Consider the following 15,317-nt stretch of genomic DNA (forward strand, 5'->3'; position numbering starts at 1 on the left):
CTAACCCAATCGTATTCATAAAAATTATTGTATTGCTTGCCTGTATAGCATTCGGCTATAGAGATAAGGTGTGTTATGCGCCGTTCTAAAAACGAATTTCAGGCAATTCTGAATAAGACCCCCCATATAAATTATGAAAAGAACGCTCACGCTGCTGGGCTTGTGTGCCATTGTGTGCTATACAAGCTGCAAACAAAAAGAAGAAACCAAGGAAGAACCCACCAAATTATTGGTGACCAGTCCTGTTAAAATGGACACAACTGTTACTAAAGAGTACGTATGCCAGATCAAGTCCATACGTAACATCGAGATCAAAGCGCAGGAAAAAGGGTACCTGCAAAAAATCTATGTAGACGAAGGCCAGCATGTAAAAGCCGGCCAGCTGCTGTTCCAGATCATGCCTAATATTTACCAGGCGGAACTGGAAAAAGCCGATGCTGAAGCGCAGGCTGCAGACATTGAAGTGGCAAACACGCAGTCACTGGCCGACAGAAAAATCGTATCTCCAAACGAACTGGCGTTAGCCAATGCAAAAGCTAAAAAAGCAAAAGCTGAACTGGCGCTGGCAAAAGTACACCTGCAGTTTACAGACATTCGCGCACCTTTCGATGGTATCATTGACCAGTTGCACTTAAAGCTTGGTAGCCTCGTAGATGAAGGCGAATTGCTCACCAGCCTGTCTGATAACGAAAAAATGTGGGTTTACTTCAACGTATCGGAACCGGAGTATTTGAACTATAAAACTTCCCCTGATTCAAAAGAAAAAATGAAAGTGAGCCTGCTGATGGCCAATAAAGAGGTGTTCAAACACCCCGGTGTGGTAGAAACCATTGAAGCCGAGTTCAACAACGAAACCGGTAACATCGCTTTCCGCGCTACTTTCCCTAACCAGGAAGGATTGTTGCGTCACGGTGAAACAGGCAGCATTCTCATGAAACAACAAATGAAAAATGCCATCATCATTCCGCAGAAAGCTACGCTGGAGATCATGGATAAAAAATATGTGTACGTTGTAAATAAAGACAATGTGGTGAAATTAACACCCATCACTATTGCTGCTGAAATTCCGGATCTGTATATCATCCAGGACGGGGTAACTGAAGGCGACAAGATCCTGCTTGAAGGTATCCGCAAAGTACAGGATGGTAATAAAATTACCTACGACTTTGAGGAGCCTTCAAAGGTAATGTCTCAGTTAAAGTTGGAATCAGAATAGTGTAAGTACCCAAAAAAGAAAAACATGTTTAATATATTCATGAAGCGGCCGGTCTTCGCGATCGTGCTATCCCTGGTTATTGTCTTTATGGGGATACTGGCCATCAATACCCTTCCAACCTCGCAGTTTCCCTCTATTGCGCCACCACGCGTAATCGTGAGTGTGGCGTATCCGGGCGCCAGTGCCGATGTATTGGTAAAATCAGTACTCATCCCTATGGAAAAAGCCATCAACGGGGTGCCTGGTATGAAGTACATGACATCGGATGCTACCAGCGCCGGTGAGGCCAACGTACAGGTGGTATTTGACCTGGGAACCGATCCGAACGCGGCTGTAGTAAACGTAAAAAACCGTATCGAGCAGGTAACAAACCGGTTGCCGGTACTGGTACAACGCGAAGGTATCATCGTTAACATCCTTCAACCAAACATGTTGATGTATGTGAACGTGTTTAGTACCGACAAGCATGCAGATGAGAACTTCCTCTATAACTTCACCAACGTAAACATTCTGCGCGAGCTGAGCCGCGTAAAAGGTATCGGTAGTGCGCAGATCCTCGGTAGCCGTCAGTATGCCATGCGTATCTGGTTGAAACCTGATCGCATGCGTGCCTATAACGTGTCAACCGACGAAGTGATGGAAGCCCTTGGTGAACAAAGTGTAATCGGTTCGCCCGGTAGGTTGGGGCGTAGTGATGGTAAACGTTCTGAAGCACTGGAATATGTATTGACCTATCAGGGCCGGTATAACCAGCCTGAGCAATATAAGGATGTGATCATCCGCGCAAAACCTGATGGTGAGTTGCTTTACCTGAAAGACATTGCAGATGTTGAATTGGGTAGTGAGTTCTATGACATTTATTCAAACCTGAACGGTCACCCCTCTGCGGCCGTGGTATTGAAACAGACATACGGTAGTAACGCGCAGGATGTAATTAAGGCCATCAAAGCCAAGTTAACAGAACTGAAAAAAGAATCCTTCCCTCCGGGAATGGATTATGAGATCGACTATGACGTATCGAACTTCCTCGATGCTTCTATTGAAAAAGTATTACACACATTGGGTGAGGCCTTCGTGCTGGTGGCCATTGTGGTGTTTATATTCCTTGGCGACTGGCGTTCAACGTTGATTCCCACGCTGGCAGTACCGGTATCGCTGATCGGGTCGTTCTTCTTTATGCAGTTGTTTGGGTTGAACATCAACCTGATTACCCTGTTCGCGTTGGTGTTGGCGATTGGTATTGTGGTGGATAACGCAATTGTGGTAATTGAAGCGGTACACGCGAAAATGGAAGAAACGCATATGTCGCCCTATAATGCCACCAAACAGGTGTTGCATGAGATCAGCGGGGCCATCATCGCCATCACGTTTGTAATGGCGGCGGTGTTCATCCCTGTGGCGTTTATGTCGGGTCCCGTAGGGATCTTCTACCGGCAGTTTGCCATTACCATGGCAACGGCCATCGTACTCTCGGGTGTAGTCGCGTTAACGTTAACCCCCGTATTGTGCGCCATGTTATTAAAGAACACACATGGCAAACCAAAAAGAAAAACACCGATCAACTGGTTCATTGGCGTCTTTAACCGTGGGTTTGAAAAACTGACCGGCCGCTATAGTAGTTTTATGGAAAGGATTGTGAGCCGGCGGTTGATAACCTTTGTATTATTAGGGGCGCTCTGTTTTGGCATTTTTGGTATTGGTAAAACACTGCCATCCGGTTTCATTCCCAGTGAAGACCAGGGTATGATCTATGCCATCATTCAAACGCCGCCCGGTTCTACCCTCGAAAGAACGAATGATCTGGCAAAACGCGTACAGGAGATCGCCGAACACGTAGATGGCGTTCAATCTGTATCGGCGCTGGCGGGTTATGAGGTGTTGACCGAAGGCCGTGGTTCCAATGCCGGTACCTGTATCATCTCATTGAAAGACTGGGCCGAGCGTAAACATAACGTAACGGAGATCATCAAGGAACTGGAAGAAAAATGTCATGAGATCCCTGGCGCTACAATCGAGTTCTTCGGGCCACCAGCCGTTCCTGGTTATGGTGCAGCGGGCGGTTTTGCCCTGCGTTTGCTTGATAAAACCAATAGCGACAACTATACCGACATGGAAAAGGTGAACGATGATTTTATGGCTGCGCTCAGAAAACGCAAAGAGCTCACCGGTTTATTCACCTTCTTCAGTGCCAACTATCCGCAATATGAACTGGAGATCGATAACAAGGCCGCCATGCAAAAAGGCGTATCCATCGGAAAAGCCATGGACAACCTGTCTATCCTGATAGGTAGTACCTATGAGTTAGGTTTCATCCGCTTTGGTAACTTTTTAAAGGTATATGTTCAGGCATCACCTGAATACCGCGCCCTGCCAGACGATCTGTTGAAATTATATGTAAAGAACAACCGGGATGAGATGGTGCCTTATTCAGCATTCATGTCAATTAAAAAATCACATGGTCTCAATGAGATCACCCGGTACAACATGTACAACTCCTCAGCCATTCGCGGGGAACCCGCAGCAGGCATTAGTAGTGGTGAGGCCATCAAAATCATCCAGGAAGTAGCAGATAAAACATTGCCCCGTGGTTATGGTATCGACTGGGAAGGTTTGTCAAAAGACGAATCTGCCCGTGGTAATGAAGCGGTGATCATTTTCGGCATTGTATTGCTATTCGTATACCTGATTTTGGCTGCACAATATGAAAGCTTTATTCTGCCGTTGTCGGTGATCCTGTCGTTGCCGGCAGGGGTGTTTGGTTCATTCCTGCTGATCAAGTTTGCAGGACTGGCAAACGACATTTACGCCCAGGTAGGTTTGATCATGCTGGTAGGTTTGTTGGGTAAGAACGCGGTGTTGATTGTGGAATTTGCAGCGCAGAAACACCGGGCAGGTATGACCGTATTCCGTGCGGCGATGGAAGGAGCCAAAACGCGTTTCCGTCCTATCGTAATGACCTCGCTCGCCTTTATTGCCGGGTTAATACCGCTGGTAGTTGCTACCGGCCCGGGCGCTATCGGTAACCGTACCATCGGTTCATCTGCACTGGGTGGTATGTTGATCGGTACGCTGGGTGGGGTAATAGTGATCCCCGGGTTGTATTACCTGTTCGCCAAAATGGCTGCCGGACGCAAGCTTATTAAAGGCGAAGACGAAAATCCATTAACAGAAGAAATCGATCATCATGTTGAAAAGTAACCTATTAAAACTACTGGGTATCGGGTGTGTTTGCCTTACCTATGCCGCCTGTAAAATACCTGTTGTAGCAACTAAAACAGAAAACAAATCGGTGCCTTCGGGTTTTACCAATTCCCAGGATACCGTTAACATGGCCACGGTGAAATGGAAAAGCTATTTCACCGATCCCAACCTGGCTTCGCTTATCGACACGGCGTTGAAGAACAACCAGGAATTGAATATCACGTTACAGGAGATAACCATTTCGCAAAACGAAATAGCCGCCAGAAAAGGGGAGTACCTTCCCTTCGTTGGAATAAGAGGCGGAGCAGGGGTTGAAAAAGTAGGCCGCTATACCAGCCAGGGTGCTGGTGATGCTACTACCGAAATAAAACCCGGTAAGGAAATGCCCGATCCGCTGCCCGACTTTTTAATTGGCGCCTACGCTACCTGGGAAGCAGACATCTGGCATAAACTGCACAATGCAAAAAAGGCAGCCGTTGAAAGATATCTTGCATCTATAGAAGGCCGGAACTTTGTGGTTACTTCATTGATCGCCGAGATTGCCAATTCTTATTATGAATTATTGGCGTTTGATAATCAACTGAAGATCATTGATAGCAATATTGCCATTCAAACAAACGCGCTGGAAATTGTAAAGCAACAAAAAGAAGCAGCCCGGGTAACTGAGCTGGCAGTGCGTAAGTTTGAGGCAGAAGTGCTCAATACCAAAAGTCTGCAATATGGCATTCAGCAGCAGATCACGGAAACCGAGAACCGCATCAACTTTTTGCTGGGCCGTTTCCCGCAGCATATTGTCAGAGACGACAATTCTTTGAATGCAGCCTTGCCGGCCACCATTCAAACCGGTATACCTTCACAACTGTTGAGCAACCGCCCCGATATAAAACAGGCCGAGCTGGAACTGTCTGCCGCCAAGCTGGATATCCAGGTGGCCAAAGCAAAGTTCTATCCATCAGTGGGGATCTCTGCGGGAGTGGGTTGGAATGCGTTTAGTCCTACTTATTTGTTCAGAACGCCCGAGTCGATGTTGTATTCACTCGCAGGCGAACTGGTAGCGCCGTTGGTAAACAAGGCTGCGATAAAAGCAGAGTACATCAACGCCAATGCACGTCAGGTACAAGCTGTTTACAATTACGAGCGTACCATCGTAAACGCGTATGCCGAGGTGGCCAACCAGGTAGCGAAGATCGGTAACCTGGCAAAAAGCTATGACCTGAAGGCACAGCAGGTAATAGCGCTGACCCAGTCTATCGATATTTCTAACGACCTGTTTAAAAACGCACGCGCCGATTACATGGAAGTGTTGTTAACCCAACGCGATGCCCTCGAGTCGAAGTTTGAACTGGTTGAAACCAGGGTGCAGCAAATGAAAGCCATGGTGAATATTTACCAGGCACTCGGTGGCGGTTGGAATTAACAGTAGATTATTGATGAAACATTGATATAGAGAGCCCTCCCGATACATCGGGAGGGCTCTCTCTTTTGGTACTAATACCGGTCATAAATAAGTACTTCCACGCTCCGTTATACCATGGCAAAAGCATAAATTGCAGTAACCAAACACGCGCGATCTTCCCCTCACGTATCCTGCCGGCAACTTACCATTTATTGATCGTAAATCATTAACCATGGTATATCCCAACAATGATTTTTCCGCTTATGTAGATCTTGTATGCAAACAATACAATTTTAAGCTCACGGATAATTTCTTTCTAAAGTTGCTTAAAATACTTCCGGTACTTATTTGGCGAACCATAAAAGATGCCTGTATTGAACTGTTCTTTTTATTTGCCTTCTGGATGGTGTTGGCGAAAATGTCGCAGGGGCGCGACCTGATTGTAAGCCTCTTTGAACCGGATGGTATTTATGGCAAAACGCGCATTGTGTTCACCACGCTGGCTGCCTTGAGTCTTTCTGTAAGTATGTGGATCATTCCTGCATTTATGTTTCATGAACGGGAGTTAAGAACCCGTAAAGAATCACGACCCAATTACCCCCTGCACGATCACCTGTTCTTTATGCACCGCGTCTTGCCCCTGGTGCCCTTCTGGCTGCTGGCGGCCGTATTATTCAATGGACATGGCCTCCTGTTTGTGGGCGCGAGCGTTCTCGAACTGGTGCTGCTGTTTTATTATAATAAATGGATCATCAACCAACGCATCCGTAACCAGATTATGGTGTTCGTGGGAACCATGTGGACAGGGATCGCCTTCTGGTTCTTTTCTATCTTTCATAAAGAGTACACGCAGGCAAAAGTGTTGCTGGCTATAAATCTGTATGTATTGTCGGTATTTGTATATCTGGTCTACCACCGGGCCGATAACCGGATCCTTCGTGTACATTCCTCGGGTGTGGTGCCTGGTGAATCGTTGATTACCAAATACAAGCTTAACAGCATCATCTATTTTTCCTGTCTGTTGGTTCATTCCATTGTTGTGTTGTTGATCTATTACCTGCCATTCCGGTTAAGTTTTGCACCGGAGTCGTTGATGTTGTACATGTTCTCGGTGTATGTGTTTGCCATCGATCTCTTTTTGTACATCATCAATGTATCAAAAAGAAGACAGTTGACCGCTGCGTTGGCAGGAATGGGACTGGTGATCATAATGGGTGTCTTTCACTGGCATTTGAATACCAGTCATTATACCATGGACCCCAATGACAATGGAACTTTGTTTGTGAACAGCCAGCGCGATGATTTTTCTGCCAGGTATGATGCGTTGAAAAAAGACATTGAAGCCAACCAGAGCGGGGAGCCGTATCCCATCATCCTGGTAAGCGGGGAAGGGGGTGGTTCCCGGGCCGGCCTTTGGCTCAGCCAAAACCTCATTAATTTTGATTATGACACCAAGGGCGCTTTCCGCAAACATATTTTTTCCATGTCAACCGTTTCGGGCAGTTCGGTAGGACTGGGCACGGTGTTCACCTTTTGGGACAATACGCGCGACGCCACCAATATCGACAGCAGCTGGCTTGACCTGCCCGCCACTATTTATGCGAATAATTATGTGGGCAGTTCTATCCGGGGTTTGTTGCTTACCGATCTGTATAAATCACTGGTGCCGGGCAGTTGGAAAAAAGATCGCAATAGCACCCTGCAAAATGAAGAAGCTAAATCTACGGCAAGAGCTGTATTGAAAGTAAAAGGCTATAAAGATTGGGATGACTGCGACATTGACGACAGCAGTATGACGCTGAAAAAGGATTTTATGTATTTCTTTTATGAGAAGAACGGCAACGGACTGCAATACCGGAAGCACACGCCCATTGTGCTGATAAATACCTGTAGAAGTAACGATGGTCGCCGTGGCATTTTTTCTTCCATTAAACTGGGTGAAACCTATTTTAACGAAGCCATCGACGTAGCCGGTTATTTGTATGAAGATTCCATTTGTGATGATAATGGGGTGCGGCGTTGTAAAGGAATAAAAATGCCCATTTCGTTGGGACAGGCCTGTAATACAAGTGAGTTGTTTCCCCTGTTTAGTGCACCCGCATATGTGACTGGCCTGGGCAGTTTTGTAGATGGCGGCTATCATGAAAACTCCGGATTGAAATCAACCCTGGATATTTACCAGCAGTTAAAAATAAAACTCGACAAAGATCCGCCAAATGGGAAATACAGGATCTATATTCTGTACCTGAAAAACGGTTCAGGCGAAAAGGAGCTGTATAAGAAGATGGAAAGCGAACCGGTTTTAATGCAACCGCTGCATGCCTTGTTCAGTCAGCCGTTTGAGGGCAGCGCTTCTTATTTTGAAGAAAAGGCAAGGTATGTAGGCGCGGTAGACGAAAATGCCGTGTTCCTGCCTATAAGATTATATCCAAAGAACCTGGTCAACGCTAATTTGGCTGGTGTAACCGATAAGCACAAAAAGCGATTGGAATCAGAGATCCTGAAAGACCTCATCAACGATATAGTGGTAAACAGCAATGGAACAAAAGATACAATTTTGAATTTTCCATTGGCGCGCTGGTTGTCAAAGACCATCATCAATCGCATGCAAATGTGCGCTTCACCGGCCCACCGGAATGTAGAAGTAAATCAATTGCTGGAACAGGTAAAAAGAGTGAACAGCGTATCTGCACCTACCAATGAGCCATATATGAAATACCCGGTACACCAGGAGCTAAAGATGCCGGAAGATACCGTTGGCCGGAACAAGATCAGGAAAGCGTTTCTGAATTATTAAATTTCTTTATTTTATTAACCTATGGCATGGAATTTTGGGTACCAGTACTAAAAATATGAACATGCCGTGGTGGGAACAGGTTATTGGAGGAAACACGTTGTTAAACTGGCTGATTGCCATAGGTATTGTAATGGTTTCCTGGATTGTGGTCCGGATAGTACGGGTTGTATTATTTAAGCGATTTAAAGATTATTCTTCGCGTACCCGTTCTACGTTAGACGATTTTATTGTGCATCTCACCGAAGGCGCTTTGTTGCCCGCGTTATACCTGGGCTCCTTATATGCCGGCATCACTTACCTTACATTAAGCCCTAAGGTCAATAAGATTCTGCATGTTGTTGTACTGGTAGTGATAACATTTATCATCATTAAAACCATTACCTCGGCCCTGAATTATTTAATCAATAATGCATTGGGCAATGATGCCGAAGACGTTGAAAAAAAGCGCCAGGCGCGGGGCATTATTCTTATTATAAATATTGTGTTATGGATTATCGGGCTCGTTTTCCTCATCAATAACCTCGGGTATAATATTACCTCGGTAGTAACCGGATTGGGAATTGGCGGCGTAGCCATTGCGTTGGCGTCACAAGCCATCCTGGGCGATCTGTTCAATTATTTTGTCATCTTCTTCGACAAGCCCTTTGAAGTGGGCGATTTTATTATAGTTGATGATAAGATGGGTTCAATAGAGTACATCGGTGTAAAAAGCACGCGCATCAGAACGCTGAGTGGCGAACAGCTGATCTGTTCCAATACCAACCTGGTGAATGCCCGCATTCACAATTACAAACGCATGGAAAAGCGAAGGGTGGTATTTACATTCAATATTGTGTACAATACCTCACCCGATAAAGTGGCTAAAATTCCCGGCATGGTAAAAGAGATCATCCAGTTGCAGGAAACCACCCTGTTCGATCGAGCGCATTTCTCCGCGTTCGGACAGTTCAGTCTCACCTTTGAAGTGGTGTATTATGTTTTAAGCGCTGATTATAATTTGTATATGGACAGGCAGCAGGCTATTTACCTGGCTATCCTGAATGCGTTTAAAAAGGAGAATATTTCGTTTGCATTACCTACGCAAACCCTATTATTTAATGACGGGCCTTTTTCTACGCAAAAACCTCAAACTCTAACCTCAAATTCTTAGAATACGATTTTCGCTTTAAGCGTTCTGCGTTTCTGTAGAAATTATTTCCCTATCTGTCTTTAAATAAAGTAATTAACAATATGAAGTTAACAGCCATGCAAACCGCCGCGAGGATCATGATGGCGCGGCCATGCATGCGGCTCCATGAATCGTACATTTTTACGGTGGTACCGTTCTTTAATGTTTTTTTGGCCTGGTTAACAACCAAACCGCTAAGAAAACCGGCAATGGCCAGGTAAAAGAAATATGAGGCGCCCAGCAGGCTTACAATATAACCAAGCAGTATCCAGCCAAGCTCCAGCCGTACCGGTTTAAAACTATCAGTATGAATGGAAGGAAGGGTTACCGGCGCCTGTAATTTTTCAGAAAGAATGGTAGTGGCCACCTGCAGGTCGTAGGCGTTCCAGCCATCGGGGTAATGAATGATCTCCTGCAATTCACTGACAGAATAAGTTTGCATCAGGTGTTCAAAACCTGGTTCTGACATATCTTTTATGGCCTGTTCAGCCAGCAGGTGATTAACGTGGTTGAATTTTTCGTTGGGAATTCGCAATGCAAACATGGCCTCTGCCTGCTCACCAAGATATACCTTGTCGAGTTGGTTCACCTCATGCTCCAGTGTATAGGGAATATGATGTTTTTCTAACAGGGAAATCAGGAATTGCGCATCAACAGGTGAATAGAACTTTGTATAAGTAGCATATTGTAACATAGGAACCAGGGTATGGCCACAAGTTACATAAATTTATAAAAACAGGGCTGCCGCCAAAGCGGACAGCCCCTGTTTATTTTCTGTTATTTTTTTGTGATCGTAAGTACTTCACCATTATTCAGTTGAACCAGGTAAGTACCAGTGGGTTGCCTGTTAATGGCAATGGGTTGTTTCCAGTCGTTGATGGTAAACACAAACAGGAGGTTACCATGAATATCTAATAACCTTGCTTTTGTATGCAACAGGTTTTTATCATACACCTGGACGAATACTTTGTCACTGCCGGGATTAGGATATGCTTTTGACGCCTGCTGTGAAGAAGGCACCAATAACGACACCGTATTTGAATATGTAAATTTGCCATCCAGGTCTTCCATTTTCAGGCGGTAGAAAACAGTACCCTCAGTAGCACTGGCATCGCTATAGGCGTAATTGCCGTTTCCTTGTCCGCGGGCAGGCAACTGGCCAATGGCGTTAAAGTCGCTATTGGCTGTTTTGCGTTCAATAACAAACTGGCGGGTGTTGGCCTCATCGGCTGTTTGCCATTGCAATTGGTTGGTAGTATAGTTGCGATAGCCGGTAAAGCTGAGTAGTTGAAGCGGAAGAGTATGGGCAACAAAAGCTGTATTTTGATTGGTCTCAAGAGCTTGTCTGTCGGTAGTGGAAAGCGATGCGGGGAAGAGCAGGAGTTCATTTATGGCAGCCCCACCATACATACCACGGTTTAAAAATGTAGTGCTGATACTCATGGTACCTGCAGTTGGGTTAAGGGAGTTGGCAGAAATGGTATGAATGGAAGTGGAGCTGAAGTTAGCTCCTTGCACGCCATTTACCCAGAATTGACTGGGACTGCCTGTTCCATTATACCAGTCGTTCCCATTGGGTGCATTATTGTATAATACACCATTACCTGAGTTGGCCCGAATGGAAAAGTCGGTATTGGCAGATACGGCTACCAGCGTTTGCCAGTTAAAGTCAGGTGCAGCCCTTACTGCATTGATGGTTTGCACTGTAATGGAAGCTGCTGTATAGGTCATTAGTTGCCCGTTGTTTTGGAATGTGATGGCGGGCCAACTGTTCAACCGGTCCATACTCCCCGCATTTACAATACGAGGTTGCGAGGCAGATGTTGCCTGAACAGCATGGCGGCCATTACCGGTTTGATCGTACCAGGTAGTTACAAAACAGCTGGAGCTGCCATAGAAGCTGCTAAAAGGCATAGTGACTCCAATGGTTAATCCGGATGAACCGGCTGCCGTAATGGTTGCAGTGCAACTGGTGGTTAACATTTTGGACCAGGCATCAAACGCTACATCCGCCTCCGCATTATCAGATGACCGGCGCACCCGCATACAAGGTCCGGAATAGGCAGATCTTACCAACCTTGTTGAATAAGCAGCCGTGGTGGTAGTTGAAGGGAGGCCTGCATTATCTACTCCCTGGGCGTAGGATTGGGATAAGCACACACATAATAATAACAGACAAATACAATTTGCGTAAAACAATTTCATGAGCTGGGTTTAAAATGAGTGAAAGGGTTACTGTAACTTGGAAATGGGTAACGGGATTTTATACAGCAAGATATAATGAAAAAAAGGTATAACCATGAAAAAAGCTATCATCTTCGATCTGGACAACACCATTTATTCTGTGTACTCCATTGGCGAAACATTATTTGCACCCTTGTTTGAATTACTGGAACAGGATGGCACGCAGCTGCAGCACTTGAGTATGATCAAGGATGAAGTAATGCGGCGGCCTTTTCAGCACATTGCCCACGACTATCAGTTTAGCGATGAACTCACAGCGAAAAGCCTCGCCTTGTTACAACAATTGGTAATTAACATACCCATTGAACCCTTTGAAGATTTTGTGTTGGTTCGTCAATTGCCAATTGATAAATATTTAGTGACCACTGGTTTTCCGAATATGCAACAAAGCAAGGTAAACAGGATGGGTTTGCAAAAAGACTTTAAGGAAATTCATATCGTTGATCCTGCCACTTCAAACAAAACAAAGAAAGAGGTGTTTGCAGATATTATCCGTCGTCATCAATATGCAAAAGGAGAGGTATTGGTTATTGGCGATGACCTGCAGTCAGAAATAAAAGCGGCACAGGAGTTAGGTCTCGATGTAGTATGGTATGACAAATATGAGCGATATGAACCAGTGCCGGGATTAAAAAAGATTGTCAGCTACCAGCAGTTGCTGGCGATGTTATAGAAAATATTATCCCAATGCAACTTTAGTCATGTTGAAACAATGCGGTCATGCGCCCATGATGGAGAAGCCAGTAGAATTTAATGGAGTGTTGGAGGGGTGGTTGGGAGAGTAAAAATTTGAACTGTCGAAAGTTATTTTTGTACCCTCACAAAAAAAGTTAAAAGCGGTTTGGTCCATAATGCAATTCTGACTGTTTATATATAGGGGTAATTTCATCGGTTATCAGCAAACGATTAGGATCGGCTTTGGAATTAATCATTTTTGAAACCATTAAACCCTTGTGTATGCAAAGTACAGGAGAGATTGTTTTATACCAAACTGCTGACGGGAGGATGTCTATTGATGTAAAATTGGAAAATGAGACCGTTTGGTTAAGTCAGGCTCAAATTGTAGAGCTTTTTGGATCCAGTAAGGCAAATATAAGTGAACATATCATGGCGATTTATCAATCTCGTGAACTAGGAAAGAGAGCAACTGTTCGGAATTTCCGAACAGTTCAAAAGGAGGGTAATCGATTGGTAAATAGAAACTTAGAGTGCTATAACCTGGATATGATTATCTCAATTGGTTATCGGGTTAATTCAAAACGCGGCATACAGTTCCGGATCTGGGCTAACAAGATATTAAAAGACCATTTGGTCAAAGGTTATACATTAAATGAGCAGCGTTTACGGGACCAATCGAGGCAACTGGATGAGTTAAAACAAACAGTAAAACTATTAAGCAATGTTGTGGGTAATCACGAACTAACCTCCGAGGAGGCCACCGGCCTGTTAAAGGTGGTCACTGATTATACCTACGCACTGGATGTACTGGACCAATACGACCACCAGGTTCTCGAAATTCAAAATACAACTTCTGCAGAGTTATATATAATTACCTACCAGGAGGCCCGATTGGCTATAAAAGGTTTACGGGATAAATTTGGTGGAAGCACGCTATTCGGTAACGAAAAGGATGATTCATTCCAGGGATCATTAGTTGCTATATATCAAACTTTTGACGGGCATTATGTTTACCCCAGTGTAGAGGAAAAGGCAGCCAACCTGCTTTACTTTGTCATAAAGAACCATTCATTTTCAGATGGGAATAAACGGATAGCTGCTTTTCTGTTTGTGTGGTTCATGGAGAAGAATAATATTCTGTACAGGATTGATGGTTCAAAAAGGATAGCAGATAATGCACTGGTCGCTATTACCTTGATGATTGCTGAAAGTAAGCCGGAGGAGAAGGACATGATGATAAAGGTGGTGGTGAATTTAATTAATTTGAAAAATTAACCTAACTGTTGCATTTTTTGCAACAGTTCACTAGTATTAATAAATCCAGTCCAATTCCAGTATCTTTCGGGAATATTTTAAAAGATGACCAACAATTTTAAAGCCTCCCCAGCTGACGACGCCACCCTGCTGAAAGTAGTTACAGATTACGCCTATGCATTGGATGTGCTGGACCAATACGATCACCAGGTGTTGGCCATCAGTGATACCACCGAAGAGGAGCTTTATAAAATAAGTTATGAAGAAGCCATGTGGGCTATAAACGGACTGCGCGAAAAATTTGGCGGCAGTTCGTTATTTGGCAACGAAAAAGATGATTCCTTTCAGGGATCGTTGGCCGCCATTTATCAAACCTTTGATGGACAATATGTTTACCCAAGCATAGAAGAGAAGGCTGCCAACCTGTTATATTTTGTGGTAAAGAACCATTCCTTTTCGGATGGCAATAAGCGCATAGCTGCATTTCTTCTCGTTTGGTTTATGGAGAAAAACCGGATCCTTTACTGTGCCGATGGTTCAAAAAGAATTGCCGACAATGCCCTGGTGGCTATTACCCTGATGATCGCCGAAAGCAAACCCGTTGAAAAAGAGATGATGATAAAGGTGATGGTGAGTTTGATCAATGGGAAGAATTAAAAACGATCAGGGCATAAAATATTATCCGACAACAAACGGTTAATTTGAACCGGGTAGAGTACAAATTTGTACTTCAAAAAAATATATCGGATAACTGCATTATATATTCGGTTTATACATATATTTGATCTGACAATTTTTTTCTGCTTTAAGTATCTCTGATAGTCGCAGCATCTACACACCCCCGTTGACGCGGAGGGCCAACCATTTCAGTACAATATAATATATGTATCTGCGTAGGCCATGTTCTGCAGATAATCTTGTAATTGTTTAAAAAAACATTACCATGTCGTTTATTGCCAAACTGCAATTGCAGAATGAGGAGGAGATCAGTGTACTACGGTGCGGCTTTCGTTTTAATCAGACCATCGATGTAACCGGAAAGGCAGCGTCGAGGCCGATGGGTGGTACTATCAATATCATCCTGTCAAGCATTAATCACCCCAGTTTATTTGAGTGGATGATAAACACTCAACAAAAGAAAAGTGGCAAGATCACTTTTATCAGATACGACACCATGAGTAAGTTAAAAACCCTTGAGTTTGAAAATGCGCTATGTGTTGACTATCACGAAACTTTTGATCCGGTTGGTGAGCATCCTATCACCCTGCAGCTTACGTTAAGTGCTCATACAATTAAACTGGAGGATATGGTCTTTAAAAATAACTGGCCGGGACTTTAAGCCAATAGGGATTGAGTAACCATT

Annotated in this window: 11 protein-coding genes; 9 read left to right on the plus strand and 2 right to left on the minus strand. The window is 44.4% G+C overall.

What is annotated here, in order from left to right:
* Positions 1–133: 133 nt before the first annotated feature.
* The 5 genes from NIAKO_RS35195 to NIAKO_RS35215 all read left to right on the plus strand — a co-directional run bounded on the left by NIAKO_RS35195 (position 134) and on the right by NIAKO_RS35215 (position 9,760).
* Entirely contained in the window at positions 134–1,216 is a 1,083-nt protein-coding gene (locus NIAKO_RS35195; protein WP_014223280.1) for an efflux RND transporter periplasmic adaptor subunit, read from the plus strand.
* Positions 1,217–1,240: 24 nt separating this feature from the next.
* Positions 1,241–4,414 (plus strand): efflux RND transporter permease subunit, encoded by a 3,174-nt coding sequence (locus NIAKO_RS35200; RefSeq protein ID WP_014223281.1) that lies wholly within the window; start codon positions 1,241–1,243, stop codon positions 4,412–4,414.
* The gene (locus NIAKO_RS35205; RefSeq protein WP_014223282.1) at positions 4,401–5,834 is read left to right on the plus strand and encodes a TolC family protein; all 1,434 of its coding nucleotides are present in this window, start codon (positions 4,401–4,403) and stop codon (positions 5,832–5,834) included. The genes NIAKO_RS35200 and NIAKO_RS35205 overlap by 14 nt, the downstream gene beginning before the upstream one ends.
* Positions 5,835–6,045: 211 nt before the next feature.
* A complete protein-coding gene (locus NIAKO_RS35210; protein WP_014223283.1) occupies positions 6,046–8,610 on the plus strand; it encodes a hypothetical protein in 2,565 nt (854 codons plus the stop codon).
* A 61-nt stretch (positions 8,611–8,671) separates the two neighbouring features.
* Positions 8,672–9,760, plus strand: a complete 1,089-nt coding sequence (locus NIAKO_RS35215) for a mechanosensitive ion channel family protein (protein ID WP_014223284.1) — start codon at positions 8,672–8,674, stop codon at positions 9,758–9,760.
* A 49-nt stretch (positions 9,761–9,809) separates the two neighbouring features.
* Here NIAKO_RS35215 and NIAKO_RS35220 read toward each other — a convergent pair whose 3' ends face one another.
* Positions 9,810–10,472, minus strand: a complete 663-nt coding sequence (locus NIAKO_RS35220; RefSeq protein WP_014223285.1) for a hypothetical protein — start codon at positions 10,470–10,472, stop codon at positions 9,810–9,812.
* Positions 10,473–10,555: 83 nt separating this feature from the next.
* Positions 10,556–11,983 (minus strand): T9SS type A sorting domain-containing protein, encoded by a 1,428-nt coding sequence (locus NIAKO_RS35225; protein WP_014223286.1) that lies wholly within the window; start codon positions 11,981–11,983, stop codon positions 10,556–10,558.
* A gap of 94 nt (positions 11,984–12,077) precedes the next feature.
* Here NIAKO_RS35225 and NIAKO_RS35230 point away from each other — a divergent pair, with 94 nt between their 5' ends.
* The 4 genes from NIAKO_RS35230 to tssD all read left to right on the plus strand — a co-directional run bounded on the left by NIAKO_RS35230 (position 12,078) and on the right by tssD (position 15,293).
* Positions 12,078–12,695, plus strand: coding sequence for an HAD family hydrolase (locus tag NIAKO_RS35230; RefSeq protein WP_014223287.1), 618 nt, complete (start codon positions 12,078–12,080; stop codon positions 12,693–12,695).
* Between the two features lie 284 nt (positions 12,696–12,979).
* Positions 12,980–13,975, plus strand: coding sequence for a virulence RhuM family protein/type II toxin-antitoxin system death-on-curing family toxin (locus NIAKO_RS39505; protein WP_014223288.1), 996 nt, complete (start codon positions 12,980–12,982; stop codon positions 13,973–13,975).
* Between the two features lie 84 nt (positions 13,976–14,059).
* Entirely contained in the window at positions 14,060–14,611 is a 552-nt protein-coding gene (locus tag NIAKO_RS35240) for a type II toxin-antitoxin system death-on-curing family toxin (RefSeq protein WP_014223289.1), read from the plus strand.
* Between the two features lie 286 nt (positions 14,612–14,897).
* Positions 14,898–15,293 (plus strand): type VI secretion system tube protein TssD, encoded by a 396-nt coding sequence (gene tssD / locus NIAKO_RS35245; RefSeq protein ID WP_014223290.1) that lies wholly within the window; start codon positions 14,898–14,900, stop codon positions 15,291–15,293.
* The last annotated feature ends 24 nt before the right edge of the window (positions 15,294–15,317 follow it).

The organism is Niastella koreensis GR20-10 (assembly GCF_000246855.1).
GTDB classification, from domain to species: Bacteria; Bacteroidota; Bacteroidia; order Chitinophagales; family Chitinophagaceae; genus Niastella; species Niastella koreensis.